Consider the following 26,604-nt stretch of genomic DNA (forward strand, 5'->3'; position numbering starts at 1 on the left):
ACCTGAAATTCCTTGAAGATATAGATACAAAGCCAAAGTCATTTATTCTGGCTCCTGCACATCGTTTGATTGAGATTTGCGAAGTTCTTTGTCAGTGCGCACCGCTTCGAGTAAAAGAGCGCTGGCCTTTATCAAAAAAAGATCGAAGAAATCTTGCTCTTCAGATGGAGTGGAATCTCCCCAAAGCTCCCCCACCGCGCGAGCAATGGAAAGAAGCAATTCAGACCTCATTAAGAATCGTGTATCAACAAATGCCGAAGCCCCAAAGATTTGAATGGGAAAAGACGGGCTATCTGGCAGAGCTAGAGACAGATATTCATGTTGCTGCTGATTGCACACTTCAGACGGTACGTTTTTTTTGCAATGATAAGATTCATTTGCCGCTAAACACCTCTGTTTTTCTTGCGTCACCAAATTGGAATGAATTTGTGTCTTCGCTAATTGCTGGAGACTTGTATCCTGCTTGGGTTGCTCCTGTCGATTCAGCAAAAACGCCGGGGTGTATTCAGGGGCAATTTCCACGCTACATGCCTCGGTAATTATCTTGTTGGCGAAGTTTTCCGTATTCATTGTGTGCAGCTTAGATACCATTTCCTTTCTCCTCACAGTGAATGCAGAAAGCTTCTTGGCAGAACTTACTAACCTGATGAATCTCAGCGGCCAAACCTGCGATACTGGTAACGGTTGAGTCACGGACGTGGTGATGCACCAACCCGGAAACCAACTGAGAGACCGTCGGGTAATAACCGACCGCGTCGAGCCACTCCTCGCCCGCCTTGCCACCGGTTTTAACCAGCTTCTTTTTGTTCAAAATGAACTGATGGGCATCACTGGTGATAACCCAATCCTTACCGACAGGAATGCGCAGCATGATTACCCCCTGAAATGCTTGGTTTGTTGTTCGTGGATGGTCTGACATGACACGCAACGGGTCACACCGGCAAAGGCTGCACGGCGTGCAGCGGGGATAGCTTGGTCACACTCTTCACAAATTGACGCTGACACCCCGCCCTTGATGCGCGCAGCATTAACTTGTGCGGCGAGAGTCTCCTGCTGGCGCTGCTGCACCAAGTCCATTAAATCTGGCATCGTTATTGCTCCGATTCACTATTCAGTTGATTGAGTACCTGCTGAGCTAATTCTGCGATGCGATGCGACTCCTTCATCAGCTCGCTAAGACTGGTAATGGTTTTAAGAAAAACACCGCGCTTTACCGATAGATTAATAAGGTCAGCAACCAGCTTTAACTCATTCGAGTAGATAGCTCGGGTCGGGTAATATTTTTCTTTTGTCTCTTTATCTATTTTTACTTCGGCCAGAATAAAATCGCCCTCTTCCATTTTCACGATGGCGAATACGTTATTAATTTCCACATACTCCCGCTCAACCATGCTTCAACTCCTGCTTGTGCGCCCGTCCTTCATGGTCAAACTTCTCCGACTCCTGACGCAACAGCTCGATGATTTCCACACATGAGAGATGATTAACCGCCGCATGAGTCGCCAAACGGTCAAGGTGGGAGGAGAAACTAACGGCCGCATCAGCCTTGTTTCTCATTTCTTGGCCAACGGTTTTATACATGTGCATAGAGAACTCCAGATAAAAGGATGCCCGACGCAATCAAGCGCCTTTAAATTTAAAGCGAGTTAATTAATGAAAATACGCTTCAGGTTTAACCGACGTTAATATGGTCGGTGCATATTCGAATAAATTAAACAGCTCACGCAGCGCCCTGAATAGCTCCTCGCGCCATTTACAAGACTCATCATCAATACGCCAGTACGGCTGATTAAACTCGACCTCAGTTAGCCCGGCATGCAGGAATAAAGTGCGGCGTTGGCTTATGGTTAATCGGCCAATGAATCCAGATTTACTGATACCGTGCTTACGATAAGTAGCGAAAGCGCTGCGAAGTTCATCAATGGCGCACACAAGACGCTCGCGCTCGCTGTCATTCATTTCCTCTAATCGCATAACAGCATGCCGCTGTTTTAACTGCGCATGGAAACAAATGGTCAATCGCTCACGCTCCATCATCTGATTATAAAAATCGCAGGTGCTTCTCCAGCGAAGGGCAGCGAGGCGCTCCCCAACCAAAGCACGCAGCCCGGCGGGCTGGTTGCGAACAATACCAGCGGTGATAGCTGTCATTTTGAAAAACCCCGCATTGCTGATTTGATAGAGGAGATCCAGCGGCTGGCTGGGCGGGTACGGATGATGATACCTTTCCGCCCCTTACCGTGGGTGATGGTGATGTCGATCTTGTACGTCGTCTGGTGGTTCCACAGCAGCGGAGCAATGGAGATAGGTTGTTGCATGCTCTTACCCCCTGTTTTGCTGAAATCAAGACAATGGCTCACCGAGTCCTAGCCACAGAAGCCACCCATCACGAATTTCTTTCGGGCGACACTCATAGGCCAGTTTCAGACCTGCATTCCATGCGGGGAGATAAACCCATTGCTCCGCGCGTGCTGTAGGAGTCTCCGGATTCCTCATCTCAATCGTTGGTAACTTGCCCTTATCAATCATCCCCCTCACTGCATCAGGGGTTTTTCCAATAACTTTGGCAAATTCCTGATATGGCAATGCGTCCGACAAACTTACGATTTGTTTGCTCATCTGCTAATCTCCTATCGAGATCTAACCAATTGTCTATAGTAGCTTCTGAAGGCTTACAGTTGGTTAGATGATTACTGAAAGATGTTTTATTTGTTCTAGATATTAGAGGATGTTGAAAACATGTCAAGCATGATAGGCGAAAAGCTGGCTCTAGTCAGGGAGTCCGAGAGGATCAATCGAAAGCAATTTGCTGAAATTACAGAGGTTCCTTATAGCTCGCTTACCTACTACGAAAGCGGGCGCTCAACACCACCAACAGACATAACGATGAAAATATTTAGCCATCCACGTTTTCAGAAATACGCACTTTGGTTTTTTACTGACCAGATAGCACCAGAATCCGGGCAAATAGCACCGGCACTCGCACACTTTGGGCAAGATGTAACAACCTCACAGCACTCAGGCCAAAAGATTGGTTAAGCATTCACCTAAGTTATTTATTTAACACTTTTGGGGTAAGGGCTTGCTACATACCTGAAAGTAAAATCTTCCTTGGAGGGCTTCGCGATGGCGATTAAGAAGCTCGAAGATGGTCGATATGAAGTGGACATTAGGCCGAACGGGCGCAACGGAAAGCGCATCCGTCGGAAATTTGATAGGAAACATGAAGCACAAGCTTTTGAGAAGTACATAACCGTCAGCTATCACGACAAAGAATGGCTCTCAAAACCTACGGATAAAAGGTCATTATCTGAGCTGGTTAAATTGTGGTGGAAGTACCATGGCAAGAACAATGACCACGGGCAGTCCTACCTAAGAAAACTGGAGCGCATTACGCGAATGATGGACAACCCAGCCGCATTTCAGATTGATAAATCTCGTATTACAGCTTATCGATCGGCGCGGCTAGCCGAAGGCATCAAAGCATCCAGCATTAATCGCGAAATGACCGCGATAAGCGGGATGTTTACCGACCTTGTCGACTCGGGGCTTTACTGTGGTGAGCATCCGATTCGTGGCAGCGGCAAGCTCAAAGAAGCCAATACGGAAATGACTTATCTTGACCGTGATGAGATAAGCGCATTGCTACTGGCGTTAGATGGTGATAACCGCCGGGTGGCCATTTTGTGTCTTAGTACTGGCGCACGTTGGGGTGAGGCCATGAAACTCAAAGCTGAGCATGTCATTCACAACCGCGTGACCTTTGTGCAAACGAAAAACGGTAAACGGCGCAGCGTCCCCATTTCTCAGGAAGTCTCCGACGAGATCGTATCCCATAAGTCTGGGCTCTTGTTTCCTCAAGCCTCCTACAGCAGTTTCAGATATATCCTTAAGGCGACCAAACCTAACCTACCCCATGGGCAAGCATCCCATTCGTTACGCCATACATTCGCAACTCATTTCATGATGAACGGGGGCAATATCATCACGCTCCAACGGATACTTGGCCATGCTCGAATTGAACAGACAATGAGCTACGCTCACTTTGCACCTGATTTTCTACAGGATGCAATTTCCTATAATCCGCTAGGAGGCAAAATCCATGTTTAGCGTCCACATCGCGTCCACACATAGATAGTTTCCTGAGGGTTATAGTTGTCTCTAGTGCAACTTAACCATCTGTTTTATATAGACCGTACTGATATTCAAGGCAAGAAAAAGGCCGCCGAAGCGGCCTTTCCATTAGCGGATAGGTTAACTGTAAGCGTTGAGCGTGCGCTGGCACAAAGCGGAGCGCACGCAGTCCTGTTTTTCAAAGCGGATAACGCCGATCATCTCGTCCTCTTCGAAGCGCTCCAGGGCATCGCTGAGACCGGATTTCACGCCGCGCGGCAGGTCGCACTGGGTCACGTCGCCGTTAACGATAACCGTCACGTTTTCCCCCAGGCGGGTCAGGAACATTTTCATCTGGCTGGCGGTCACGTTCTGGGCTTCATCCAGGATAACGACCGCATTTTCGAAGGTGCGTCCGCGCATATAAGCGAACGGCGCAATCTCTACCTTGCCGATTTCCGGGCGCAGGCAGTACTGCATAAAGGAAGATCCTAAACGACGTACCAGAATGTCATACACCGGGCGGAAATAAGGGGCGAACTTCTCGGAGATATCCCCCGGCAAGAAACCGAGGTCTTCATCCGCCTGCAAAACAGGACGGGTAACGATAATCCGATCCACCTCTTTATGGATCAGCGCCTCCGCCGCCTTGGCGGCGCTGATGAATGTTTTGCCACAGCCGGCTTCGCCGGTGGCGAAGATCAGCTGCTTATTCTCTATGGCTGATAAGTAATGACCCTGAGCTTCGGTTCTAGCCTCGATGGGTGAGCTATCGCGCTTGTCTCGCGCCATGCCGATAGACTCGACTCCCCCCATTTGCACCAGCGAGGTCACAGACTCTTCTTCCAGCTGGCGATGACTACGAGCGTCACGACGAATAACGCGTTTCGCTTCACGACGTGCTTTGATCACTGCTTTCTGTCTACCCATAGTGGCACCTTACAGTTTGTTTCACCTACCGCAACGGCCAGGCCGCGCGATTATGTTTCACACACGTATTAGGTTTTGGCCTCCTCCGAGCCAATAAGAGCCAAGGGACAATGTGAATTGACGGCAACGTTTAAGCGCCGTTGCTTCACGGGACAACGCGGACTGCATCAATAAACGTGGAGTAAAAAGTGGTGAGATTCGGTAGCGATAAGAGTGCGGAGTTGCCGGTAAAAGAGAGTCGGAGAGAGAACCCTCGTTACAACGAGAAATCAGGGGAGATGTGTTATTTTTTCTTTCCAGCCCAACCAAGGACTTTACCATTAGCGATCCCCGCAGTGATATTTACAGCTTCAAGCTGTGCACCGTGTGAAAACTACCGCCAGATGATTACAGTATAATGACATTCAATCCCGCCGCGTTACTAAAATGTAAAAAAATTTTATATGTTTTGTTTTTAGTTATCGCTAAAACACTATATCACGCGCGACACGTCATTCCATAAAAATTTTTAACATATAAATTTCAACGAATTACAATTAAAAACCGCGAATGACACTTTGGTTTCCTGATTAAATTTTGCACAACCCAAAAACGCAGGCGGTGCGTGCTTTTTAATCCATAGGCCAGGTGTCGAATTGACTTTCGACGCTCAATCTTCCGTACGGCAGGCAACACAAAGTAAAACGAGGCAGGCGAGCCCGCCTCGTCATTGCGGGTTCAGGCCTTGAGCAAACCGCTGGCAAAATAATCGCCGCGTTCTTTCACACCCGGCAGCACGAAGAAATACCCGCCGCCAATCGGCTTGATGTATTCCTCCAGCGCTTCGCCGTTCAGCCTTTTTTGCACCGTCAGGAAACCTTTCTCCAGATCGGCCTGATAGCAGACGAACAGCAGCCCCATTTCCAGCTGGCCGGCATTGGATACCCCCAGCGAATAGCTGTAGCCGCGTCGCAGCATCAGATTGCTTTGGCTTTCCGGCGTGCGTGGGTTAGCCAAGCGAATGTGCGCGTCCATCGGGATCACCTTGCCGTCGGGATCGTTCGCGTAATTCGGCTCGTCATGTTCATGCTTCATGCCCAGCGGCGCGCCGCTGTGCTTCTCGCGGCCGAAAATGGTTTCCTGCTCCTGCAGCGGCGTGCGATCCCAAAACTCGACGCGGAAACGAATAATACGCGCCGCCTGATAGCTGCCGCCCGCCGTCCACGCCGGTTCACCGACGCTGTCGCCGACCCACACCACTTTATCCATCAGCGGCTTGTCGTCGGTTTTCGGGTTAGCGGTGCCGTCTTTGAACCCCAACAGGTTGATCGGCGTCTCTTTGCCTTTGCTGCGCGCCGCGTGCGCGGAGATGAACCCTTCCCGCTTCCAGCGCACGCTGAGCAGATCCGGCGAATGCTTAATGATATCGCGCAACGCGTGGAGAGCGGTTTCGTTGGTGTTGGCGCAGATCTGCAGCAGCAGGTCGCCGTGGCAAAGCGCGGCGTCCAGCGCATCGTTGGGGAAGCGCGTCATCTTCTGCAACCGCAGCGGTTTGTGCGCCTGCAGACCAAAGCGTTCGTCGAACAGCGATGCGCCGACCGAGACGGTGATGGTCAGGTTGTCCGGGTAAATCTCCGGCCCCATGATGCCGGAATCGAGCGGCGGCAACTTGGCGTCCACCTCCGGCGCCTTGCCGCCGTGGGTCAGAAAGGCGATGCGATCGGTCAGCAGCCGGAACAGACGCTCCAGATCCGCTTTGCTGGTCGCCAGCACATCGAACGCCACCAACATCATCGCTGCCTGTTGCGGCGTCAGCACGCCGGCCTGATGGCGGCCATAAAACGGCTGTTTCTGCCAGCGCTCATCCTGCGGCGTCGCCAACGGCTCCGCCGCGTTACCCGCCGCCTGCGCCAGGCGGCTGCCGCCCAACGCCAGCGCGCCCAGCCCCAACCCTTGCAGCAAACGGCGCCGCGAAGGCGACGCCGCTCCCTGAGAGTGCGGATGCGGCCCGTTATTCGGGCCTGCCTTGTTGCTCATAACCGTATGCCTCAGTCCAGACCCAATACGCCGCGCAGTTGGGAAAGATCTTCCGCCAGCGTGGTGATCGGCCCTTTCAACGCATTGCGATCGGCATCGGTCAGCTTCTCATAGGACTCATAGCCGTCTTTGGTTTGGTACTTCGCCAAGATGGTGTCCACGGTTTTGAAGTTGGCGTCGATCTTGTCCAGCAGCGGCTTATTGGCCTTGACCAGCAAAGGACGCAGCAGGTTGACTATCTTCTGCGCGCCGTCGACGTTGGCCTGGAAATCCCACAAATCGGTGCGGCTGTAGCGGTCTTCTTCACCGCTGATCTTGCTGGCCGCCACCTCTTCGATCAGCCCGGCTGCGCCGCCCACCACTTTGCTCGGCGGGAAGGTCAGTTCACTCACGCGCTTTTGCAGTTCTACGGTATCGTGGTACAGGCGATCGGCGTAGGCGCCCATGTCTTTGGTGGAGTTGTCGGCAAACAGCGCCTTCTCCAGACGGTGGAAGCCGGTGAAGTTCGGATCCGCCGATTTCTTCTCGTAGTCGTCTTCGCGGGCGTCGATGCTGCCGTCCAGATCGGAGAACAGCTCGGCGATCGGCTCGATGCGCTCATAGTGCTGGCGGGTCGGCGCATACTGCTTGCGCGCCTGCTCCACGTTGCCGGCCTTCACCGCGTCGGTAAACAGCTTGGTCTGTTTCACCAACCCATCGACTTCTTTGGTGACGTAAACCTTGTATTCGGCAATCGGGCCGACCAGGTCCAGCGCGTTCGGCTTGCCGTCGGTGGCGCCGTTGGCCGCTGCGGTGACAGTCAGTTTGCCTTTCGGGTTGCTGAGCAGCCCGCAGGTCATGTCATATTCGCCCGCCTCCAGCGTGGCGGTCATTTTCTGGGTAAAGCCCGGCGCGATGTTCTCACGCTCTTCCACCACCATCACCCCTTTCAGGATTTCCCATTCGACGTTTTTCTGGCTGGTGTTGTGCACCACAAACTGCGTCTTGCCGGCCGGCACCGTCAGCTGCATCGGTTCGCACTGCTTGTCGTTGACCGTGACCTTGACCTGCGGCACGTCCGCCGCCAAGGCGTCGATGCTCAGCGCAAACGCCGGGATAGCCAGTAATGCTGCGTGCAACGCCTTGCGGCGAAATAACGGAGTAGACATACGAGATTCCCTATTAAACATTAATGATTGATTTTACGTTGCGCCGGGGCCGCTGCCGGCTCCGCGCGCTGCGGCAGAAAGAAGAAAATCAGCGCCGGGATCAAATACAGGAAGTAGACCGCCACTTCGCTGACCGTCGGCGCTTCCTGATAACCGAGGATGCCTTCCAACAGGGTGCCGAACAGCGAATGGGTCGACAGGGTGGTGCTGAAATCGAAGGCGATGTCCTGAAAGTGGTTCCACAGACCGGCTTCGTGGAAGGCGCGGATCGCCCCGGCGGCCAGCCCGGCGGCGACGAACAGAATGAACAGGCTGGTCCATTTGAAGAATTTGGCCAGATGCAGCTTCACCCCGCCCCAGTAAATCATCATGCCCAGCACAATGGCGGCGACCAGGCCGAGCACCGCGCCGATCGGCGCTGCGGCGCCCACGTCTTGCTGAAACGCCGCCAGCAGGAAGAATACCGACTCCAACCCTTCGCGCGCCACGGCGAAGAACACCATCGCCACCAGCGCCCACCCCTGCCCTTTACCGGCGCTGAGCGCCTGATCGATAGCCCCTTCCAGATGTACCTTGACCGACCTGGAGACTTTGCGCATCCAGAACACCATATAGGTGAGGATCAGCACCGCCACCACCGCCACGATGCCTTCGAACAGCTCCTGCTGTTTCTGCGGGAACTCGCCGGTGGTCTCATTGATGAAGATGCCGAGCGCCAGACACAGCGCCGCCGCGACAATCACGCCGATCCACACCGCGCCCAGCCATTGGCTGCGCTGCGTGCGTTTCAGGTAGCTGGCGATCAGGCTGACGATCAGCGCGGCCTCCAGCCCCTCACGGAACATGATAAGAAAGGGAACGAACATAACTAATCACCCCTGAAAAGACCGCGGCGGCAGAGAAAACCGGCTCGCAATGAGCCGCGGCGAGTATGTAAAGAAACGTAAAATACAACGAGAGTGATTATCATTCTACCAAAAAGAAATACAAGAGGCGCAAGCGTGATTTTTTCTAATCAAATGTCGCCAGGTGTTACAAGGCGGAGAGCGCAGAACGTTCATGAAGAGCCATGATATACTGCAGTGAGTGGAATACCCCGCCCTGACACGGTAAACCTGAGGGATATGCCGGCTCTGTTCCTTATGAGCAACACAGAAACGGTGTGGCAGCAAACTTATCATGATCGACATGGAAACGATTTAATCCTGCCGTCAGAACCTGGTTAACCGGCATGAGGCGAGCCTGCAGCGAGTAAAATGGAGTGAAAATGAAGATATCTGCCATCGTTCCGGCATTTAACACGGAAAAATACATTGGTGAATGCGTTAGATCATTACTGCAAAACGATCATGAGAAAATTGAAATCATCTTGATCAACGATGGTTCAACCGACAAAACCGGCACGATACTGGATAGCTTCGATGTACCATGCATTAAAGTGATCCATACCGAAAACCAAGGCCAATCGGCGGCCCGAAACACGGGGCTTGCCGCTGCATCAGGCGATTATGTGATCTTTGTGGATAGCGATGACAAGCTCGCCGACAATGCCTTGGATCGTTTGACTGACATATTAAAGGATACCCAAAGTGACGTCGTCTTCTTTGAGTCTTCCGTCTTCTTCGACGATGAAAAACTGGCTGAGAGATTCAACCCAAAGTATGAAAGAAACGGTTTATTGAGTAATTTCACCTGCTCCGGTACGCATTTTTTTCAGCAAGCTGTTAATCTCGGCAATTACATCGTCAGTCCTTGCCTTTACATATCCAGCAGAAAAGCTTTAAAAAACATCCAGTTCAAAAATGGCATCGTACATGAAGACAACATATTCACTACGCGCCTTCTGCTTGAAAATGATATTACCGTTCATTGTGTCAATGAAAAATTCTATTTACGCCGCGTGCGGCATGGCTCAGTAATGACGCAAAAGAAAGGCGATGAACATATCAACGGCTACTATAACTGTATCATCGAACTGATTAATCATCCTCCAGCCAATGCCAATCAGGTGCAGGACGAATACAATAAGTTCATTTGTCATATGGTCGATTGTTTCAAGTACACCAATAGCGACATTATCGCCGACCTGAAGGGCGAACTCATCAAACACAATGACATTGTGTCTGGTGAGGTAGCGGGATTGAAACGAGAAATCGATGAGCTGCGCAACTCGACATCCTGGAAGATGACCTCACCATTAAGACGCATGGTGACTTTCTTTAAAGGGTAATGCCTGCGGCTTGGTCAAAAAAAGGGGCGCCGTGGGCGCCCCTCGTTATTTATCGTCAGTTATACCGTTTTGTACTCGGCTTCCGCCTGATCGAAACGTTCGGTCATGGTGGAAGACGGCTGGCGGCCCATCAGGCTCACCACCACAATGGCCAGACAGCCCAGGATGAAGCCCGGGATGATTTCGTACAGGCCCAGCCATTCGTACTGTTTCCAGACGATCACCGTCACCGCGCCGACCAACATGCCGGCCAGCGCGCCGTTGCGGGTCATGCGCGACCACATCACCGAGATCAGCACTACCGGGCCGAAGGCGGCGCCGAAACCGGCCCAGGCGTAGCTCACCAGGCCCAGCACGCGGTTCTCCGGGTTGGCCGCCAGCGCGATGGCGACCAACGCCACCACCAGCACCATGACGCGGCCGACCCACACCAGTTCACGCTGGCTGGCGCCTTTGCGCAGGAACGCTTTGTACAGGTCTTCGGTGATTGCGCTGGAACAGACCAGCAGCTGGCAGCTCAGGGTACTCATAACCGCCGCCAAAATCGCCGACAGCAGCACGCCCGCCACCCATGGGTTGAACAGCAGCATCGCCAGTTCGATGAACACGCGCTCGCCGTTTTGCGATACGTTGCCGGCCTGATCCGGGTTGTTGGCAAAGTAAGCGATGCCGAAGAAACCGACGGCGATGGTGCCGGCCAGGCACAGGATCATCCAGGTCATGCTGATGCGGCGCGCGCTGCGGATGGTGCGGTGAGAATCCGCCGCCATGAAACGCGCCAGGATGTGCGGCTGGCCGAAGTAGCCCAGGCCCCAACCCAGCAGTGACAGGATGGCGACGAAGTTCAGCCCCTTCAGCATGTCGAGGTTGGCCGGGTTCTGCGCCTGGATCACCAGCATCGAGGTATCGATGCCGCCGACGGCGAAGATCACGATCACCGGGGTCAGGATCAGCGCGAAAATCATCAGGCTGGCCTGCACGGTGTCGGTCCAGCTCACCGCCAGGAAACCGCCGATGAAGGTATACAGGATGGTCGCCGCGGCGCCGGCCCACAGGGCGGTTTCGTAGCTCATGCCGAAGGTACTTTCGAACAGACGCGCGCCGGCCACGATGCCGGAGGCGCAGTAAATGGTGAAGAACACCAGGATGACGATGGCCGAGATCACCCGCAGCAGCTTGCTGTTGTCTTCAAAACGGCTGGTGAAATAATCCGGCAACGTCAGGGCATTGTTGTTGGCTTCGGTATGCACGCGCAGCCTTCCTGCCACCAGCTTCCAGTTCAGGTAAGCGCCGATGGTCAGGCCGATGGCGATCCAGCTTTCGGAGATGCCGGAGAGGAAGATGGCGCCCGGCAGGCCCATCAGCAGCCAGCCGCTCATGTCGGAAGCGCCGGCGGACAGCGCGGTCACCACGCTGCCCAGACTGCGGCCGCCGAGAATATAGTCATCAAAGTTATTGGTTGCCCGGTAGGCAAGCAGGCCGATCAGCACCATCCCGAAAATGTATACCAGGAAGGTCACCAGCATAGGTGTGCTCATTGTCATTTAATTCTCCACTTTCATTATTATTCGCGTTTCGCTCCGGCCAAGCCGGCGCCGGTAAACCCACGCGCAATGCATTTCACTGGCCGCCGCGCCGGAACGTGGCGCAGCCTGCGAGCAAGTGCAGGTAAAATAGTTTCTGCCCGTAATTGTTGACCGTCGGTTATCCTAGATGAGCCTTTCATCAACCAACAAGATATTTAACAACAAAGTTACACAAAGTTTACCCTGCGTCACATTTACCGGGCTCAAAGGTTGCACTCACGACAAGCAAAATGAGTTGCACCCTGCTATTACCCTTATATACCGCAAGGTAAAGCGCCTGCGGCATCATTAACCCCGCCGCGTTCGCTCAATAACGCAACATTCGTGCCAACTGCCCGTGTTAAAAAATCGATGAAACTCACACTTCGCTCATCCGCCTGATTTAACAAGGTTGCACAAAGTTGCAACATGCAGGATATTGTCTGCATTCTTGACACCACACATCTCACGAACCTATCCCAACAGGCTTTCCGGCCTGCTGTTTGTCTAGCCTGATGGGATAGGTTCTAAACACAGGAGTTGGACAGGCATGGGCACTACCACAATGGGCGTGAAACTCGATGAGGCAACACGCGACCGGATCAAGAGCGCCGCGCAGCGCATCGATCGCACGCCGCACTGGCTCATCAAGCAGGCCATCTTTAATTACCTCGAGCGTCTCGAGAGCGGTACCGATATTCCTGAAATTCCAGCGCTGGCCGCAGCGGGCCAGCCTGAAGCGGACGACATTATGCCGCAAGCGCAGGAAGAGTCACACCAGCCATTCCTCGATTTCGCCGAACAAATTCTGCCGCAGTCGGTGACCCGCGCCGCCATCACCGCCGCGTATCGCCGCCCGGAGACCGAAGCGGTGCCGATGTTGCTCGAACAGGCGCGATTACCCGCCGATCTTGCACAGGCCACTCATAAAATGGCCTACGGCATCGCCGAGAAGTTGCGTAACCAAAAAAGTGCAAACGGCCGCGCCGGCATGGTGCAAGGCCTGCTGCAAGAGTTCTCCCTCTCCTCGCAGGAAGGCGTGGCGCTGATGTGCCTGGCGGAAGCGCTGCTGCGCATTCCGGACAAACCGACCCGCGATGCCCTGATCCGCGACAAGATCAGCAACGGCAACTGGCACTCGCACCTGGGGCGCAGCCCGTCGCTGTTCGTCAACGCCGCCACCTGGGGCCTGCTGTTCACCGGCAAGCTGGTGTCGACCCATAACGAAGCCAATCTGTCCCGCTCGCTGAACCGCATTATCAGCAAGAGCGGCGAGCCGCTGATCCGCAAAGGCGTGGATATGGCGATGCGCCTGATGGGCGAACAGTTCGTGACCGGCGAAACCATCGCCGAAGCGCTGGCCAACGCGCGCAAGCTGGAAGAAAAAGGCTTCCGCTACTCCTACGACATGCTGGGGGAAGCCGCCCTGACCGAAGCCGACGCCCAGGCCTACCTGGTTTCCTATCAGCAGGCTATCCACGCCATCGGCAAAGCCTCCAACGGCCGCGGCATCTATGAAGGCCCCGGCATCTCCATCAAGCTGTCCGCCCTGCACCCGCGCTACAGCCGCGCGCAGTACGAACGCGTGATGGAAGAGCTTTACCCGCGCCTGCTGTCGCTGACCCTGCAGGCACGCCAGTACGATATCGGCATCAATATCGACGCCGAAGAGGCCGACCGTCTGGAGATCTCGCTCGATCTGCTCGAGAAGCTGTGCTTCGAACCGCAGTTGGCCGGCTGGAACGGCATCGGCTTCGTGATTCAGGCCTACCAGAAACGCTGTCCGTTCGCCATCGACGCTGTGATCGACATGGCGCAACGCAGCCGCCGTCGCCTGATGATCCGTCTGGTGAAAGGCGCCTACTGGGACAGCGAAATCAAACGCGCCCAGATGGACGGCCTGGAAGGCTACCCGGTTTACACCCGCAAGGTGTACACCGACGTTTCCTATCTGGCCTGCGCCCGCAAGCTGCTGTCGGTGCCGAACCTGATCTATCCGCAGTTCGCGACCCACAACGCCCATACGCTGAGCGCCATTTATCACCTGGCCGGCAACAACTACTACCCTGGCCAGTATGAATTCCAGTGCCTGCACGGCATGGGTGAACCGCTGTACGAACAGGTGGTGGGCAAAGTGGCCGACGGCAAACTGAACCGCCCTTGCCGCATCTACGCGCCGGTCGGCACCCATGAAACGCTGCTGGCTTACCTGGTGCGCCGCCTGTTGGAAAACGGCGCCAATACCTCGTTCGTCAACCGCATCGCCGACGCCACCCTGCCACTCGACGAGCTGGTGGCCGATCCGGTCAGCGCCGTGGAAGCGCTGGCGGCCAGCGAAGGTCAAATTGGCCTGCCGCATCCGCGCATCCCGCTGCCGCGCGAGCTGTACGGCGAGAAGCGCACCAACTCCAGCGGTCTGGATCTGTCCAACGAACAGCGTCTGGCTTCGCTGTCCAGCGCCCTGCTCACCAGCGCCAGCCATCCATGGCGCGCGGAACCGATCATCGACGCCGAGTTGGATCAGGGCGTCGAACAGCCGGTGATTAACCCGGCCGAGCCGGGCGATGTGGTCGGCTACGTGCGTGAAGCCACCGAAGGCGAAGTCAGCCGCGCGCTCGACGCCGCCGCGGCCGCCGGCCCAATCTGGTTCGCGACACCGCCGACGGAGCGCGCCGCGATCCTCGAACGCGCCGCCGAGCTGATGGAAAGCCAGCTGCAAAGCCTGCTGGGCATTCTGGTGCGCGAAGCGGGTAAAACCTTCAACAACGCCATCGCCGAAGTGCGTGAAGCGGTCGATTTCCTGCACTACTACGCCGGCCAGGTACGCGACGATTTCGCCAACGACAGCCACCGCCCGCTGGGCCCGGTGGTCTGCATCAGCCCGTGGAACTTCCCGCTGGCGATCTTCACCGGCCAAATCGCCGCCGCGCTGGCGGCGGGCAACAGCGTGCTGGCCAAACCGGCCGAGCAAACGCCGCTGGTGGCCGCGCAGGCGGTGCGTATCCTGCTGGAAGCCGGCATTCCGCAAGGCGTGCTGCAGCTGCTGCCGGGCCAGGGTGAAACCGTCGGCTCAACGCTGGTTAACGACGCCCGCGTCCGCGGCGTGATGTTTACCGGCTCCACCGACGTCGCCGGCATTCTGCAGCGCAGCATCGCCGGCCGTCTGGATCCACAAGGCCGTCCGACGCCGCTGATCGCCGAAACCGGCGGCCTGAACGCCATGATCGTCGACTCCTCCGCCCTGACCGAACAGGTGGTGACCGATGTGGTGGCTTCCGCCTTCGACAGCGCCGGGCAGCGTTGCTCCGCGCTGCGTATCCTGTGCATTCAGGAAGACGTGGCCGAGCACACGCTGCAAATGCTGCGCGGCGCGATGGCCGAATGCCGCATGGGCAACCCGGAACGCCTGTCCACCGACGTGGGCCCGGTGATCGACGCCGAAGCCAAAACCGGCATCGAACGCCACATCCAGGCGATGCGCGCCAAAGGCCGCAAGGTATACCAGGCCGCCAAAGGCAGCGCGCAGGATGAGAAAGAGTGGGCGCGCGGCACCTTCATCAAGCCGACGCTGATCGAGCTCGACAGCTTCGACGAGCTGCAGAAAGAGATCTTCGGCCCGGTGCTGCACGTGGTGCGCTTCCAGCGCAACAATCTGGACGCGCTGGTCGATCAGATCAACGCCGCCGGTTATGGCCTGACGCTGGGCATTCACACCCGTATCGATGAAACCATCGCCCGGGTGACCGAACGCGCCAAGGTCGGCAACCTGTACGTCAACCGCAACATGGTCGGCGCAGTGGTCGGCGTGCAGCCGTTCGGCGGCGAAGGCCTGTCGGGCACCGGCCCGAAAGCCGGCGGCCCGCTGTACCTGTACCGTCTGCTGGCCAACCGTCCGGACGACGCGCTGCAACGTACGCTGCACCGCCAGGACGAAGAGCGCCCGATGGAAGCCACCGCGCGGCCACAGCTGCTGGGCGCGCTGCAATCGCTGGAGAAGTGGGCGGTCACCAGCCAACAAGGCGAACTGGCGGCATTGGCGCAACGTTATGCGGAACTGGGCCAAGGCGGCACCGTACGTCCGCTGCCGGGCCCGACCGGCGAGCGCAACACCTATGCCCTGCTGCCGCGTGAACGCGTGCTGTGCCTGGCGGATAACGAAACCGACGCGCTGATCCAGCTGGCCGCCGTGCTGGCGGTTGGCAGCTGCGCGCTGTGGCCGGAAGCGGAACTGCAACGCAATCTGTTCCGCCGCTTGCCGAACGATGTGCAGGCGCGCATCGCCTTCAGCAAAGACTGGCAGCAGGACAAGGTTGAGTTCGACGCCGCCATCTACCACGGCGATGCCGACCAGCTGCGCACCCTGTGCGAGCAGATCGCCCAGCGCGGCGGCGCCATCGTCTCGGTGCAGGGCTTCGCCCACGGTGAAACCAACATCCTGTTGGAACGCCTGCTGATCGAACGTTCCCTGAGCGTCAACACCGCCGCCGCCGGCGGTAACGCCAGCCTGATGACCATCGGTTAACGCATCCTCAAGGCTGCACGCGTTGCAGCCTGATGGGCTTACCGCTAGGCAAACCCTGCACTCGTGCAGGGTTTTTTATTGTCCGCAGGCCGATCGGCCGTTAGCGTCTTGTTATCCTTACAGGGTGGGGCGTCGCTCATGGACGATGGATTACTCTGCTTGAAAGCCGCGTCAGAGCGCTACGAAACGCATTGGCTTTCGGGTTCGGTAATATCCGGGATACAGCAGCCGCAGCGGATTTCTCGCCGCCGCCGCGCGAAACGAATGGTTGAAAGCGGAGTGAATGCGGTCGGGGGAAACGCCCCCGCCGCCTTATTGATTCCGGAACTTGTCGAGGAATTGCTGGGTGCGCTGATGCTGCGGATTGGCGAACAGCGCTTTGGCCGGGCCCTGTTCGACGATGCGGCCGTGATCCATAAAGATAACCCGATCGGCCACGTCGCGAGCGAAGCTCATCTCATGGGTGACGATCACCATGGTGCGTTTCTCTTCCGCCAGTGAGCGCATGGTATTGAGCACTTCCCCCACCAGCTCGGGATCGAGCGCCGACGTCGGCTCGTCGAACAAAATCACCTCCGGCTGCATCGCCAGCGCGCGCGCGATAGCCACCCGCTGCTGCTGCCCGCCGGACAGCCGACGCGGATAAGCCGCCTCTTTGCCGCTCAGGCCCACTTTGGCCAGCAACGCGCGAGCACGCTGTTCGGCGCTGGCTTTCGCCTCGCCTTTAACGATAACCGGCCCTTCAATGATGTTTTCCAGCACCGAACGGTGCGGAAACAGGTTGAAGTTCTGGAACACGAAGCCGACCTGCTGGCGCAGCGCGCGCACCTGATTTTTCTGTTTGCTCAGCGGCTTGCTGCCGTCGATCCGGATATCGCCGACGCGGATGGTGCCGGAATCCGGCTCCTCCAGCAGGTTGATGCAGCGCAACAAGGTGGTTTTCCCGGAACCGCTCGGCCCGATGATCGCCACCACTTCGCCGGCGTCCACCGCCAGATCGATCCCATGCAGCACCGTCTGACCTTTGAACTGCTTGGTCAATTGCTTAACTTCAATGGCACTCATGCGCTACTCCTGATCCTGGCGATTAACGTGGGCTTCCAGACGGTTTTGCAGTGCGGAAAGCAGGGTCGCCATCACCCAGTAAATCAGCGATGCCGCCAGGTACATGGTGAACACTTCCAGCGTGCGCGAGGTGATCAGCTGCGCCTGGCGGAACAGTTCCGGCACCTGAATGGTGGCGGCCAGCGAAGTGTCTTTCACCAGGCCGATAAAACTGTTGCCCAGCGGCGGCAAGGCGGTGCGCGCCGCCTGCGGCAAGATCACCCGGCGCAGGGTTTGCCAACGGGTCATGCCGATGCTGGCGGCGGCTTCCCACTGCCCTTTATCGATCGACGAAATCGCCGCGCGCAGCGTTTCTGAGGTGTAAGCGGCGGTATTGAGCGACAGGCCAATCAGCGCCGCCGGGAAGGGATCGAATTCAACGCCGAACTGCGGCAGACCGTAATAGATCATAAACAGCTGGGCGATCAGCGGCGTGCCGCGGAACAGCGATACGTAAATGCGCGACAGCCACGACAGCGGCCAAAGCGGCGAAAGGCGCATCAGCGCCAGCAGAAAACCAAGCAACAGACCGAACGCCATACCGCCCAGGCTAAGCTGCAGCGTCAGTATTGCGCCCTTCAATAAAAATGGCGCTGAATCCAGCGCCAGTTGAATACTTTCGTGCATTATTTAGTTACGTCCGCGCCAAACCATTTTTCGGAGATCTTCGCCAGCGTGCCGTCTTTTTGCATCTCGGCGATCGCCTGGTCAATCGCGGCCAGCAGCTCTGGGTTATTCTTGCGCAGCGCCACGCCGGACTCCTGGCGGGAGAATGCCGGGCCGGCCACCGCCAGCGTATCGCCGGTTTTCTTCACCAGATCCAGCGCCGCCAGACGGTCCACCAGAATGGCGTTGATACGGCCGACGCGCAGATCCTGATACTTGGTCGGATCATCGTCGTAAGTGCGCACGTCTACACCTTGCACGTTCGCACGCAGCCATTGCTCATAGTTGGTGCCCAGGCCAACGCCGACCTTCTTGCCCTTCAGGTCTTCCGGCTTGGTGATCGTGCCTTCGTTGCCCTTTTTCACCAGCGCCTGAATGCCGGAAACGGTGTATGGGGTGGAGAAGTCATATTTCTTCTTGCGCTCATCGGAGATTGTCACCTGGTTGATCACCACGTCGATGCGTTTTGACTCCAGCGACGCCAGCATGCCGTCCCACTTGGTCGGGTTCAGCTTGGCTTTCACGCCCAGATGTTGCGCCAGCGCGTTGGCAAAATCCACTTCGAAACCGGTCAATTTGCCGTCTTCACCCTGGAAGCTGAACGGCGGATAGGTGCCTTCCAGCCCAACGATCAGCGTGCCGCGCTGTTTCACCTGCTGCAGCAGGTTATCGGCGGCGTAGGTTTGCGTCGTCACACCGGCGGCCAACGCAATACCCACCACGCCCAACAACCATTGACGACGAACTTTCGCAAACATCATAAACACCCCTGTGTGTTATTTATCTTTTTTGATATCAGCACTTTAACAGTGCGACCGCCCGCATAAAGGAATATAACTTTATAAATATAGTTCAAAATGGAATAAAAAGCGGCATTTACACCTGCGGATGGTAGGCGAACAGCGCCGGCGCACCGCCGGTGTGAACGAACAGGATGGGCCCTTCGTCGCGGAAACGCCGCTGGGCGATGCCGTCGATCAAACCGGCCATCGCTTTGCCGGTATACACCGGATCCAGCAATACCCCCTCTTGCTGCGCCAGCAGCTGCACCGCCGCCATACCTTCTTCATTCGGCATGCCGTACTGCGGCGCGAAGTAATCGTCCCACAGCGCGATCGGCGCCAGTTCGTCGATATTCAGCGAACAGGCCAGGGCTTTCTGGATTTGTTCCACCTTCGGCAACTGATCGATCACGGTGCGCGAGACCGTCACGCCGATCAACTCGGTTTCGGGCAGCAGCTGTTGCAGCCCCACCGCCAGCCCGGCGTGGGTGCCTGCGCTGCCGGACGCCACCACCACCGAACTGAACGCCACGTTGCTGCGTTGGCTCTGTTCGGCGATTTCCAATGCGCACTGCACGTATCCCAGCGCGCCCAGCGCATTGGAGCCGCCCACCGGCACCACGTAAGGCCGGAAGCCCTGCGCCTCGAGGCGCGTCGCCAGCTCCGCCAGCTGCTGCTGCGGATCGTGCAGCGCTTCGCACATCACCACTTCGGCGTTGAACAAGCCGAGCAACAGGCGGTTGCCGTTGGTCAGGTAGTTTTCCGCGCGGGTATCGATAGGGTTTTCCAGCAGCGCGACACAGTGCAGGCCCAGTTTCGCCGCCACCGCCGCCGTCTGGCGCACGTGATTGGATTGAATGGCGCCGGCGGTAACCAGCGTATCGGCGCCTTGCCTCAGCGCATCGGCAGCCAGAAACTCAAGCTTTCTCAGCTTGTTGCCGCCCATGGCCATAGGGGTGACATCGTCACGTTTAAGGTAGATTTCACGGCCGAGATAATCGGAGAGACGGGACAGTTTTTCCAGCGGCGTGGCGACGCCAACCAGATCCAGACGCGGAAATTGCGCCAGTTGTTGTTGCAGGTTCACTACTTCCCCCCAGGGAATCGAGTATCAACATCTGATAACCGATAGATTTAGCAGATGTGAACTGAATAATCATCCTTTATCACGGGGGGATCCGCAGACCCCGGCCCAGCGGCCGGGGAAAATCTCAGTAGCTGCGCTGCCAGGCGAGATACTGATCGTATTTGCGCAGCGCAATGCGGTAGTTGTTGTGCGCTGCGGTAGGCAGATCGTCGATAATGCGCTGATGGCTGGCGCAGTTGGCGAACTTGTCCGCCGGGTAATTACGCGCCACCAGCATTTCGTCCAGCCGGCGCAGCCGCACCACGTACTCGCGAATGGTGCTGTGGCTCATCTCGGTCTGTTCGAACAGATACTGCTTGAACGCCATGATGTCGAAATAGCTCGGGTGGCTGTTGCAGGAAATCTCGCTGCAAAAGCGGCACAGTGCGGTCAGCTCATGCTGCACGTTTTGCCAGACCGCATCGTCGATCGGCTGATCCATGCGCGCGATGGCTTCTTTATTGATTATCTTGCCGCGAAACACCAGCGCCATGCGGTCCAACAATTTACCGCACTGGGAGCAATGGGTCTGGCTGTGCTTGTAATCTTTCAGGTAACGGCTAAGCGGCCGTTTCTTCAACAGTATTCCTGGCATAAGGGGCAGTCCGATTGTCGCATGAGTCATCGAGTTGAGGGGGCGGCAGCCCGCCGTCAGGTATCGTTCGCCAGCCGCGCACGCAGCCGTTTGATCGCCTGACTGTGCAGTTGACTGACGCGGGATTCCCCGACGTCCAGCACGGCGCCGATCTCTTTGAGATTCAACTCTTCCTGGTAATACAGCGTCAGCACCATTTTTTCGCGCTCCGGCAACGCCTCGATGGCGTCGATCACTCGCTGGCGCAGGCTGCCTTCCAACAGGTGATGCAGCGGGTTGGCCTCTTCATGCCCTTCCAGCATCGGTTCCGCGTTTTCGCCATGCTCCTCGCGCCATTCGTCGTAAGAGAAAAGCTGGCTGTTATTGGTGTCCAACAGAATTTGACGGTACTCATCCAGCGAGATATTCAGCGTCTGCGCCACTTCCGTCTCGCTCGCCGGCCGGCCATAACGCTGTTCCAGTTGCCGCATCACCTGCGCGACCTCGCGCGCGTGGCGCCGCACGCTGCGCGGCACCCAGTCGCGGCTGCGCAGCTCGTCGAGCATCGCGCCGCGAATGCGCTGCACCGCATAGGTGGTAAAGGCGGTTCCCTGTAGGGCGTCATAACGCTCAACGGCGTTCAATAACCCGATTCCCCCGGCCTGCAGCAAGTCGTCAAGCTCCACGCTGGCGGGCAACCTGACCTGCAGGCGCAGCGCCTCGTGGCGCACTAACGGGACGTAGCGCAGCCAGAGAGAATTTTTGTCCATCACGCCTTCGGCGGTATACAGATCGCTCACTATGTCTTAAACCTGCGGATAAGAGAGTCAGCGCTATTATGCGTAGGGGGCGAAATGCCAATCGGCTGAACAGTCGCACAAAACGGGCTTTATTTGCGCCATGTAATAACCGCGCGGTGCGCGAGCATAAAAAAACCCCGCCGAAGCGGGGTTTCTTTGCGACAGTTAATCGGGAGAGACGATTAACGCAGCAGGGACAGAACGTTCTGAGTAGACTGGTTAGCCTGTGCCAGAACAGAGGTGCCAGCCTGTTGCAGGATGTTGGCACGGCTCATGTTGGACACTTCAGTCGCGTAGTCAGCATCCTGAATACGGGACTGAGAAGCGGACAGGTTGTTCACGGTGCTGTTCAGGTTGTTGATAACAGAATCGAAACGGTTCTGTACCGCACCCAGAGAAGAACGCAGGCCGTCAACCTGTGCCAGCGCTTTGTCCAGGGTATCCAGTGGGTTTTTGATGGTAACATCGGCGCCTGCAGTTACTTTGCCGTCATCAGCAATAGTAGCGGCTTTGTAAGTTTTGGTGCCGTCAGCAGCGGTAGTCTGCACATAGTTAACTGCGTTGCCGTCTTTGTCTTTACCAGAAACCAGCGCTTCGCCTTTGGTTGCATCCAAGCCAGATGCTGCTGCGTTATAAGCCACATCTTTAGTAGCGCCCTTCACCATAGTGCCGTCGGTAACAGCAGCACCCACTGAAGGACCTTTGTCAGTCACGTTGAAAGTGTCCAGACCCAGTTGCTTGGAGTCGATTTTTTTCAGGTCGATATCGATGGTTTCGCCGTCGTTAGCACCAACCTGGATAGTCAGTTTCTGATCGCTGCTCAGCACTTTCACGCCGTTGAAATCAGTCTGCTCGGAGATACGGTTGATTTCAGACAGACGCTGAGTGATTTCGTCCTGGATGGATTTCAGGTCGCTGGTGGAGTTAGAACCGTTCTGCGCCTGTACGGTCAGACGACGGATGTTCTGCAGGTTGTCGTTAACTTCGTTCAGTGCGCCTTCAGTGGTCTGCGCCAGAGAGATACCGTCGTTGGCGTTACGGGAAGCCTGAGTCAGGCCTTTGATGTTCGCGGTGAAACGGTTGGAGATAGCCTGACCCGCAGCATCGTCTTTCGCGCTGTTGATACGCAGACCGGAAGACAGACGCTCAATCGCAGTGCCCAGAGAAGACTGAGATTTGTTCAGGTTGTTCTGCGCCATCAGAGACAGGCTGTTAGTGTTGATTACTTGTGCCATTGTTTGCTTTCCTTACGAGTCAGTTGCGTTCTTCGCAACACAGTTAAAAGGTTCGGGCTTGTTTGCCCACGGCGTCAACCACCGTCCCCTCAGGTATCGGCCCTCCCCTAACAACCTTTAGAATTTTTTTAATTTTTTTTGCGTCCGCCGCAATGGCGGAAATAACGCGGTTTTTCCCTCTTCTATTGCGCCATCGGTTTTTTGTTTTTTTCGGTAAACTTTTTCATCACTGGGCCGATAACGCGTAAAGCGAATAAAGTCATAATCAAGGAGAATTACCCATGGCAACGATCAGTTCATTAGGTCTCGGCTCAGGACTCGACCTCAATGGCCTGCTGGACAAGCTGACCAAAGCGGAACAACAGCGCCTGACCCCTTACACCACCAAACAATCCAGCTATAAAGCCCAGTTGACCGGTTACGGCACGCTGAAGGGCGCGTTGGAAAAATTCGACAACCTCAGCAAAGAGATGGCGAAAGAGGACTTCTTCAAGGCCACCACCGCCACCGAACACGACGCCTTCAAGATCACCACCAACGCCAAGGCGGTGCCGGGCAACTATGTGGTGGAAGTGAAGAACCTGGCGCAGGCGCAAACCCTGACCACTCAGGCGAAAGTCAGCGACCAGGGCGCCAAGTTAGGCACCGAAGGTGCCACCGACCGTTCCCTGACCATCACCGCCGGCAACCCGCCGAAAGAAACCAAAATCCCGCTGAGCGACGATCAAACCTCGCTGGTTGAGATGCGCGACGCCATCAACGGCGCCAAGGCCGGCGTCACCGCCAGCATCATGCGCGTCGGCGACAACGACTACCAGCTGGCGATCAGCTCTTCCACCACCGGCGAAAACAACAAGATCTCCCTCCAGGTCGACAATGACGACAAACTGGGCGATATCCTGAACTACAACGCCACCCGCGGCACCACCACCGCCATGAAGCAGACGGTCGCGCCGCAGGACGCGGAGCTGATGGTGAACGGCACGGCCATCAAACGCAGCACCAACTCGATCAGCGATGCCCTGCAGGGCGTCACCATCGATCTGAAAACCAAAACCAAAACCGATGAACCGCAACACCTGGTGATCAGCACCAACACCGCCGGCACCACCGACAAGATCAAAGAGTGGGTCGACAGCTATAACTCGCTGCTGGACACCTTCAACTCGCTGTCCAAGTTCACCCCGGTGAAAACCGGCGAAGCGCCAAACCCAACCAACGGCCCGCTGCTGGGCGACAATACCCTGCGCGGCATTCAGTCGTCGATCAAAAGCGCGCTGAGCGCCGCCCAGGACAACCCGGAGTTGAAAGGCCTGGGCAACCTCGGCATTTCCACCAACACCAAAACCGGCAAGCTGGAAATCGACAGCGCCAAGCTGAAGAAAGCGATGGATGAAAAGCCGGATCAGGTCAGCAACTTCTTCGTCGGTAACGGCAAAGACACCGGCATGGCCACCGAGATCCACAACGAGATCCAGAACTACATCAAATCCGGCGGCATCATCGAGAACTCGACCAAAAGCATCAACACTAACCTCGATCGCCTGAACAGCCAGATCACCACGGTCACGGCCAGCATTCAAAACACCATCGATCGTTATAAACAACAGTTCGTTCAGCTGGATACCATGATGTCGAAAATGAACGGCACCAGTAACTATTTGGCTCAACAGTTCAAGTAACCCTTTAACAAGGCAAAGAAAACAGCATGTATAACCGTAGCGGCACTCAGGCCTATGCACAGGTCAGTCTGGAAAGCGGCGCCATGAGCGCCAGCCCGCACCAGTTAATCGTGATGTTGTTCGACGGGGCGCTCAGCGCCCTGCTTCGCGCACGCATCCTGATGAACCAGGGCGATATCGCTGGCAAAGGCATGGCGCTCTCCAAAGCCATCAACATCATCGACAACGGCCTGAAAAGTGGCCTCGATCCTCAGCAGGGCGGCGAGATCGCCGAAAACCTGGCGGCGTTATACGACTATATGAAGCGTCGCCTGATGCAGGCCAATCTGCACAACGACGAAGCGGCGATTGCCGAGGTGGTCAAACTGCTGGAAAACATCGCCGACGCCTGGCGCCAGATCGGCCCCAACTACCAACCTTCGCAGGACGCCGTGTAATGGAACGTCAACAGCAGCTGTTAGCCGCTTATCAACAAATTTACACCCTGAGCAGCCAGATGATCGCGCTGGCGCAAACCGGGCGCTGGGAAGAGCTCGTCGAGCTTGAATTCGCCTACGTGACGGCGGTGGAAAAAACCGCCGCCTTTACCGGGCAAGCCGGCCCGTCCATGGCGTTGCAGGAGATGTTGCGCAATAAACTGCAACAGATCCTCGACAACGAAACCGAGCTCAAACGTCTGTTGCAGCAACGGATGGATGAGCTGAAAACGCTTATTGAACAGTCAACGCGCCAAAACGTGGTCAACAACACCTACGGCCAGTTTCATGACCGCGCGCTGCTGCTGGGAGAGCCACAGGTCCGATAAGATCGACAATACTGACGAAAATGGATTAAATAGCACTATGCGCTATTACCCTCGGGTTACGTTAGGATATTAATCTATGGCATTTGAATTATTCAGTTTATGGGTAATTGGTAAAATGCGCGCTTCGAGCCTGGCTCTCACTTTAATGGATAAACATCATCCCGACACGGACGTTTTCTGTTCATCAGGAAATTGATTTTTGATAGATAAAACTCGCCGCTGTGTTTCACGGCCCATGGAAAAATGTTGCTCCAGCGCGGATCAAAGCGTAAAGATATTCCCAGATAATGGCTGCGAAATGAATATCGATGGAACGTACAATTAATCTCTGTCCTGGAATTGGCGCCTCAGCGCACATCATTCAGCATACTGAATTATTATTCCCTTCAGTCTATTTTGAGCAACCACATCTGTATCTGATACAACAAGGCCATAAGCGCGTACGCTGGCAACAACACGAAGTGGTCGCTCATCCCGGCGAGCTGTTGATTATCGACGGCGGGCAAACGGTGGACATTATTAACGGCCCGTCCGAAGACGGCGTATTCAGTTGCCAACTGCTGACCTGCGATCCCCTGTTGCTCACCGTCCAACCTCCGGCCGAGGAAACGCCGGCGGCGATGCCGTTCGATGCCGTCCTGGCGCTGCGCAACCTGCCCTGCGCCCTAAAGCACAGTTTTGAAACCACCGGCCTGGCGCTGACGCTGCGGCAACGCTTTCCCACGATCATCGTGCGGCACAAAATGCTGGAAATTCTGCTGTGGCTGGCCCAATTCGGCATTCGCTTTATTCACAACGAAGCCAAGGATCTGACGCAGCGCGTGCGTCGCTGCCTGGCGACCGATCCGCACAGCATTTGGACAGCGGCCAAAGTCGCGGAGAGCCTGTCGATGAGTGAGGTGATGTTGCGCCGCAAACTGTCGATGGAAAACACCGCGTTGCGCAACCTGATGATCGACGTCCGGATGAGCAGCGCGCTGGCCCTGCTGCAATCGACCGACTGGCCGATCTCCGCCATCGCGCAGCATGTGGGTTATGAAAGCGCGTCGCGTTTCGCCGAACGTTTTCGCAAACGCTTCGGTTTCGCGCCTACTGCCATTCGCGGCCACCAAAGGATTATGGAACCGGCCATCGAATAGACTTATGGGGCCGGTTAATCAATTATTGTCTCACCCAGATCAACCAGGAGAGGCAGGGGGGAACGGGAGAGTCTGTATAATTCCTTCTCACCGATAAATTCCCCCTCAGCGTCCCGACAGCGACGCGGGCACCTTTCCAGGATGTTCGGTTCCGCCGGAGCCTACTT

General features: G+C 56.2%; 28 protein-coding genes. 8 read left to right on the forward strand and 20 right to left on the reverse strand.

Translation table 11 applies throughout. From position 1 onward, the window contains the following. Positions 1-42: 42 nt before the first annotated feature. The 8 genes from H7A77_RS01380 to H7A77_RS01415 form a co-directional block, all read right to left on the reverse strand. A complete protein-coding gene (locus H7A77_RS01380; protein WP_049295838.1) occupies positions 43-591 on the reverse strand; it encodes a hypothetical protein in 549 nt (182 codons plus the stop codon). Continuing rightward, entirely contained in the window at positions 581-874 is a 294-nt protein-coding gene (locus H7A77_RS01385) for a DUF5405 family protein (protein ID WP_182073767.1), read from the reverse strand. The genes H7A77_RS01380 and H7A77_RS01385 overlap by 11 nt, the downstream gene beginning before the upstream one ends. Then, positions 874-1,089 carry a TraR/DksA C4-type zinc finger protein gene (locus H7A77_RS01390; protein ID WP_021504068.1) on the reverse strand — a complete coding sequence of 72 codons (216 nt, stop codon included), beginning with the start codon at positions 1,087-1,089 and terminating at the stop codon, positions 874-876. The genes H7A77_RS01385 and H7A77_RS01390 overlap by 1 nt, the downstream gene beginning before the upstream one ends. Positions 1,090-1,091: 2 nt before the next feature. After that, complete coding sequence (locus H7A77_RS01395; protein ID WP_021504069.1) at positions 1,092-1,391, reverse strand: DUF5405 family protein; 300 nt, start codon at positions 1,389-1,391, stop codon at positions 1,092-1,094. Beyond that, complete coding sequence (locus H7A77_RS01400) at positions 1,384-1,587, reverse strand: DUF2732 family protein (protein ID WP_182073727.1); 204 nt, start codon at positions 1,585-1,587, stop codon at positions 1,384-1,386. The genes H7A77_RS01395 and H7A77_RS01400 overlap by 8 nt, the downstream gene beginning before the upstream one ends. 63 nt (positions 1,588-1,650) lie before the next feature. After that, positions 1,651-2,151, reverse strand: coding sequence for a replication protein B (locus H7A77_RS01405; RefSeq protein WP_182073728.1), 501 nt, complete (start codon positions 2,149-2,151; stop codon positions 1,651-1,653). Further along, positions 2,148-2,318, reverse strand: a complete 171-nt coding sequence (locus H7A77_RS01410; protein ID WP_182073729.1) for a hypothetical protein — start codon at positions 2,316-2,318, stop codon at positions 2,148-2,150. The genes H7A77_RS01405 and H7A77_RS01410 overlap by 4 nt, the downstream gene beginning before the upstream one ends. 25 nt (positions 2,319-2,343) lie before the next feature. Continuing rightward, positions 2,344-2,619: a Cox family DNA-binding protein gene (locus H7A77_RS01415; protein ID WP_021504073.1), complete on the reverse strand. Its 276-nt coding sequence runs from the start codon at positions 2,617-2,619 to the stop codon at positions 2,344-2,346. 120 nt (positions 2,620-2,739) lie between these two features. On the opposite strand from H7A77_RS01415, the gene H7A77_RS01420 reads away from it, so the two are divergent. Next, entirely contained in the window at positions 2,740-3,039 is a 300-nt protein-coding gene (locus H7A77_RS01420) for a helix-turn-helix transcriptional regulator (protein ID WP_072070386.1), read from the forward strand. An 87-nt stretch (positions 3,040-3,126) separates the two neighbouring features. Continuing rightward, positions 3,127-4,110, forward strand: a complete 984-nt coding sequence (locus tag H7A77_RS01425; protein ID WP_182073730.1) for a tyrosine-type recombinase/integrase — start codon at positions 3,127-3,129, stop codon at positions 4,108-4,110. A gap of 144 nt (positions 4,111-4,254) precedes the next feature. Here the strand turns inward: H7A77_RS01425 and phoH are convergent, their stop codons facing one another. From phoH to efeU, 4 genes are all read right to left on the reverse strand, one after another. After that, positions 4,255-5,043 (reverse strand): phosphate starvation-inducible protein PhoH, encoded by a 789-nt coding sequence (phoH, locus tag H7A77_RS01430; protein WP_015378226.1) that lies wholly within the window; start codon positions 5,041-5,043, stop codon positions 4,255-4,257. Between the two features lie 717 nt (positions 5,044-5,760). Next, positions 5,761-7,059 carry an iron uptake transporter deferrochelatase/peroxidase subunit gene (gene efeB / locus H7A77_RS01435; RefSeq protein ID WP_182073731.1) on the reverse strand — a complete coding sequence of 433 codons (1,299 nt, stop codon included), beginning with the start codon at positions 7,057-7,059 and terminating at the stop codon, positions 5,761-5,763. An 11-nt stretch (positions 7,060-7,070) separates the two neighbouring features. Beyond that, positions 7,071-8,207 carry an iron uptake system protein EfeO gene (gene efeO, locus H7A77_RS01440; protein ID WP_182073732.1) on the reverse strand — a complete coding sequence of 379 codons (1,137 nt, stop codon included), beginning with the start codon at positions 8,205-8,207 and terminating at the stop codon, positions 7,071-7,073. Between the two features lie 20 nt (positions 8,208-8,227). Beyond that, positions 8,228-9,073 (reverse strand): iron uptake transporter permease EfeU, encoded by an 846-nt coding sequence (efeU, locus tag H7A77_RS01445; RefSeq protein ID WP_182073733.1) that lies wholly within the window; start codon positions 9,071-9,073, stop codon positions 8,228-8,230. Between the two features lie 401 nt (positions 9,074-9,474). Between efeU and H7A77_RS01450 the strand changes: the two genes are divergently transcribed. Next, entirely contained in the window at positions 9,475-10,437 is a 963-nt protein-coding gene (locus tag H7A77_RS01450) for a glycosyltransferase (RefSeq protein ID WP_049866685.1), read from the forward strand. Positions 10,438-10,496: 59 nt separating this feature from the next. Here H7A77_RS01450 and putP read toward each other — a convergent pair whose 3' ends face one another. Continuing rightward, positions 10,497-11,981 (reverse strand): sodium/proline symporter PutP, encoded by a 1,485-nt coding sequence (gene putP / locus H7A77_RS01455; RefSeq protein ID WP_033643494.1) that lies wholly within the window; start codon positions 11,979-11,981, stop codon positions 10,497-10,499. A 571-nt stretch (positions 11,982-12,552) separates the two neighbouring features. On the opposite strand from putP, the gene putA reads away from it, so the two are divergent. Continuing rightward, positions 12,553-16,524: a trifunctional transcriptional regulator/proline dehydrogenase/L-glutamate gamma-semialdehyde dehydrogenase gene (gene putA, locus H7A77_RS01460; RefSeq protein ID WP_046896608.1), complete on the forward strand. Its 3,972-nt coding sequence runs from the start codon at positions 12,553-12,555 to the stop codon at positions 16,522-16,524. Between the two features lie 312 nt (positions 16,525-16,836). Here the strand turns inward: putA and tcyN are convergent, their stop codons facing one another. From tcyN to H7A77_RS01495, 7 genes are all read right to left on the reverse strand, one after another. After that, the gene (gene tcyN / locus H7A77_RS01465; RefSeq protein WP_033643496.1) at positions 16,837-17,589 is read right to left on the reverse strand and encodes an L-cystine ABC transporter ATP-binding protein TcyN; all 753 of its coding nucleotides are present in this window, start codon (positions 17,587-17,589) and stop codon (positions 16,837-16,839) included. A gap of 3 nt (positions 17,590-17,592) precedes the next feature. Next, positions 17,593-18,255, reverse strand: a complete 663-nt coding sequence (tcyL, locus tag H7A77_RS01470; RefSeq protein ID WP_033643498.1) for a cystine ABC transporter permease — start codon at positions 18,253-18,255, stop codon at positions 17,593-17,595. Continuing rightward, positions 18,255-19,055: a cystine ABC transporter substrate-binding protein gene (tcyJ, locus tag H7A77_RS01475; RefSeq protein WP_033650878.1), complete on the reverse strand. Its 801-nt coding sequence runs from the start codon at positions 19,053-19,055 to the stop codon at positions 18,255-18,257. The genes tcyL and tcyJ overlap by 1 nt, the downstream gene beginning before the upstream one ends. 115 nt (positions 19,056-19,170) lie before the next feature. Further along, a complete protein-coding gene (locus tag H7A77_RS01480) occupies positions 19,171-20,163 on the reverse strand; it encodes a D-cysteine desulfhydrase (protein WP_004934750.1) in 993 nt (330 codons plus the stop codon). Between the two features lie 124 nt (positions 20,164-20,287). Then, a complete protein-coding gene (gene fliZ, locus H7A77_RS01485; RefSeq protein WP_033643501.1) occupies positions 20,288-20,797 on the reverse strand; it encodes a flagella biosynthesis regulatory protein FliZ in 510 nt (169 codons plus the stop codon). Between the two features lie 56 nt (positions 20,798-20,853). Beyond that, positions 20,854-21,576 (reverse strand): RNA polymerase sigma factor FliA, encoded by a 723-nt coding sequence (locus H7A77_RS01490; RefSeq protein ID WP_004934752.1) that lies wholly within the window; start codon positions 21,574-21,576, stop codon positions 20,854-20,856. Between the two features lie 182 nt (positions 21,577-21,758). Continuing rightward, complete coding sequence (locus tag H7A77_RS01495; RefSeq protein ID WP_147880014.1) at positions 21,759-22,811, reverse strand: flagellin; 1,053 nt, start codon at positions 22,809-22,811, stop codon at positions 21,759-21,761. Positions 22,812-23,092: 281 nt separating this feature from the next. Here H7A77_RS01495 and fliD point away from each other — a divergent pair, with 281 nt between their 5' ends. The 4 genes from fliD to H7A77_RS01515 all read left to right on the forward strand — a co-directional run bounded on the left by fliD (position 23,093) and on the right by H7A77_RS01515 (position 26,437). Then, positions 23,093-24,493, forward strand: a complete 1,401-nt coding sequence (gene fliD, locus H7A77_RS01500) for a flagellar filament capping protein FliD (RefSeq protein ID WP_182073734.1) — start codon at positions 23,093-23,095, stop codon at positions 24,491-24,493. A gap of 26 nt (positions 24,494-24,519) precedes the next feature. Further along, positions 24,520-24,930: a flagellar export chaperone FliS gene (fliS, locus tag H7A77_RS01505; RefSeq protein ID WP_004934758.1), complete on the forward strand. Its 411-nt coding sequence runs from the start codon at positions 24,520-24,522 to the stop codon at positions 24,928-24,930. Further along, on the forward strand, positions 24,930-25,298 hold the full coding sequence (fliT, locus tag H7A77_RS01510; protein WP_033643504.1) for a flagella biosynthesis regulatory protein FliT: 369 nt from the start codon (positions 24,930-24,932) through the stop codon (positions 25,296-25,298). Before fliS ends, fliT begins: the two co-directional genes overlap by 1 nt. A 308-nt stretch (positions 25,299-25,606) precedes the next feature. Beyond that, on the forward strand, positions 25,607-26,437 hold the full coding sequence (locus tag H7A77_RS01515; RefSeq protein WP_182073735.1) for a helix-turn-helix transcriptional regulator: 831 nt from the start codon (positions 25,607-25,609) through the stop codon (positions 26,435-26,437). Positions 26,438-26,604 lie beyond the last annotated feature (167 nt).

Source organism: Serratia sp. ME47, from assembly GCF_903970925.1.
GTDB classification, from domain to species: Bacteria; Pseudomonadota; Gammaproteobacteria; order Enterobacterales; family Enterobacteriaceae; genus Serratia; species Serratia ureilytica.

What these genes read in the sequence shown, in the direction of transcription:
- H7A77_RS01380 (WP_049295838.1), bottom strand. Translation starts at nt 591, where the DNA reads ATGGTATCTAAGCTGCACACAATGAATACGGAAAACTTCGCCAACAAG.
- H7A77_RS01390 (WP_021504068.1), bottom strand. Translation starts at nt 1,089, where the DNA reads ATGCCAGATTTAATGGACTTGGTGCAGCAGCGCCAGCAGGAGACTCTC.
- H7A77_RS01395 (WP_021504069.1), bottom strand. Translation starts at nt 1,391, where the DNA reads ATGGTTGAGCGGGAGTATGTGGAAATTAATAACGTATTCGCCATCGTG.
- H7A77_RS01400 (WP_182073727.1), bottom strand. Translation starts at nt 1,587, where the DNA reads ATGCACATGTATAAAACCGTTGGCCAAGAAATGAGAAACAAGGCTGAT.
- H7A77_RS01405 (WP_182073728.1), bottom strand. Translation starts at nt 2,151, where the DNA reads ATGACAGCTATCACCGCTGGTATTGTTCGCAACCAGCCCGCCGGGCTG.
- H7A77_RS01410 (WP_182073729.1), bottom strand. Translation starts at nt 2,318, where the DNA reads ATGCAACAACCTATCTCCATTGCTCCGCTGCTGTGGAACCACCAGACG.
- H7A77_RS01415 (WP_021504073.1), bottom strand. Translation starts at nt 2,619, where the DNA reads ATGAGCAAACAAATCGTAAGTTTGTCGGACGCATTGCCATATCAGGAA.
- H7A77_RS01420 (WP_072070386.1), top strand. Translation starts at nt 2,740, where the DNA reads ATGTCAAGCATGATAGGCGAAAAGCTGGCTCTAGTCAGGGAGTCCGAG.
- H7A77_RS01425 (WP_182073730.1), top strand. Translation starts at nt 3,127, where the DNA reads ATGGCGATTAAGAAGCTCGAAGATGGTCGATATGAAGTGGACATTAGG.
- phoH (WP_015378226.1), bottom strand. Translation starts at nt 5,043, where the DNA reads ATGGGTAGACAGAAAGCAGTGATCAAAGCACGTCGTGAAGCGAAACGC.
- efeB (WP_182073731.1), bottom strand. Translation starts at nt 7,059, where the DNA reads ATGAGCAACAAGGCAGGCCCGAATAACGGGCCGCATCCGCACTCTCAG.
- efeO (WP_182073732.1), bottom strand. Translation starts at nt 8,207, where the DNA reads ATGTCTACTCCGTTATTTCGCCGCAAGGCGTTGCACGCAGCATTACTG.
- efeU (WP_182073733.1), bottom strand. Translation starts at nt 9,073, where the DNA reads ATGTTCGTTCCCTTTCTTATCATGTTCCGTGAGGGGCTGGAGGCCGCG.
- H7A77_RS01450 (WP_049866685.1), top strand. Translation starts at nt 9,475, where the DNA reads ATGAAGATATCTGCCATCGTTCCGGCATTTAACACGGAAAAATACATT.
- putP (WP_033643494.1), bottom strand. Translation starts at nt 11,981, where the DNA reads ATGACAATGAGCACACCTATGCTGGTGACCTTCCTGGTATACATTTTC.
- putA (WP_046896608.1), top strand. Translation starts at nt 12,553, where the DNA reads ATGGGCACTACCACAATGGGCGTGAAACTCGATGAGGCAACACGCGAC.
- tcyN (WP_033643496.1), bottom strand. Translation starts at nt 17,589, where the DNA reads ATGAGTGCCATTGAAGTTAAGCAATTGACCAAGCAGTTCAAAGGTCAG.
- tcyL (WP_033643498.1), bottom strand. Translation starts at nt 18,255, where the DNA reads ATGCACGAAAGTATTCAACTGGCGCTGGATTCAGCGCCATTTTTATTG.
- tcyJ (WP_033650878.1), bottom strand. Translation starts at nt 19,055, where the DNA reads ATGATGTTTGCGAAAGTTCGTCGTCAATGGTTGTTGGGCGTGGTGGGT.
- fliZ (WP_033643501.1), bottom strand. Translation starts at nt 20,797, where the DNA reads ATGCCAGGAATACTGTTGAAGAAACGGCCGCTTAGCCGTTACCTGAAA.
- H7A77_RS01495 (WP_147880014.1), bottom strand. Translation starts at nt 22,811, where the DNA reads ATGGCACAAGTAATCAACACTAACAGCCTGTCTCTGATGGCGCAGAAC.
- fliD (WP_182073734.1), top strand. Translation starts at nt 23,093, where the DNA reads ATGGCAACGATCAGTTCATTAGGTCTCGGCTCAGGACTCGACCTCAAT.
- fliS (WP_004934758.1), top strand. Translation starts at nt 24,520, where the DNA reads ATGTATAACCGTAGCGGCACTCAGGCCTATGCACAGGTCAGTCTGGAA.
- fliT (WP_033643504.1), top strand. Translation starts at nt 24,930, where the DNA reads ATGGAACGTCAACAGCAGCTGTTAGCCGCTTATCAACAAATTTACACC.
- H7A77_RS01515 (WP_182073735.1), top strand. Translation starts at nt 25,607, where the DNA reads ATGGAACGTACAATTAATCTCTGTCCTGGAATTGGCGCCTCAGCGCAC.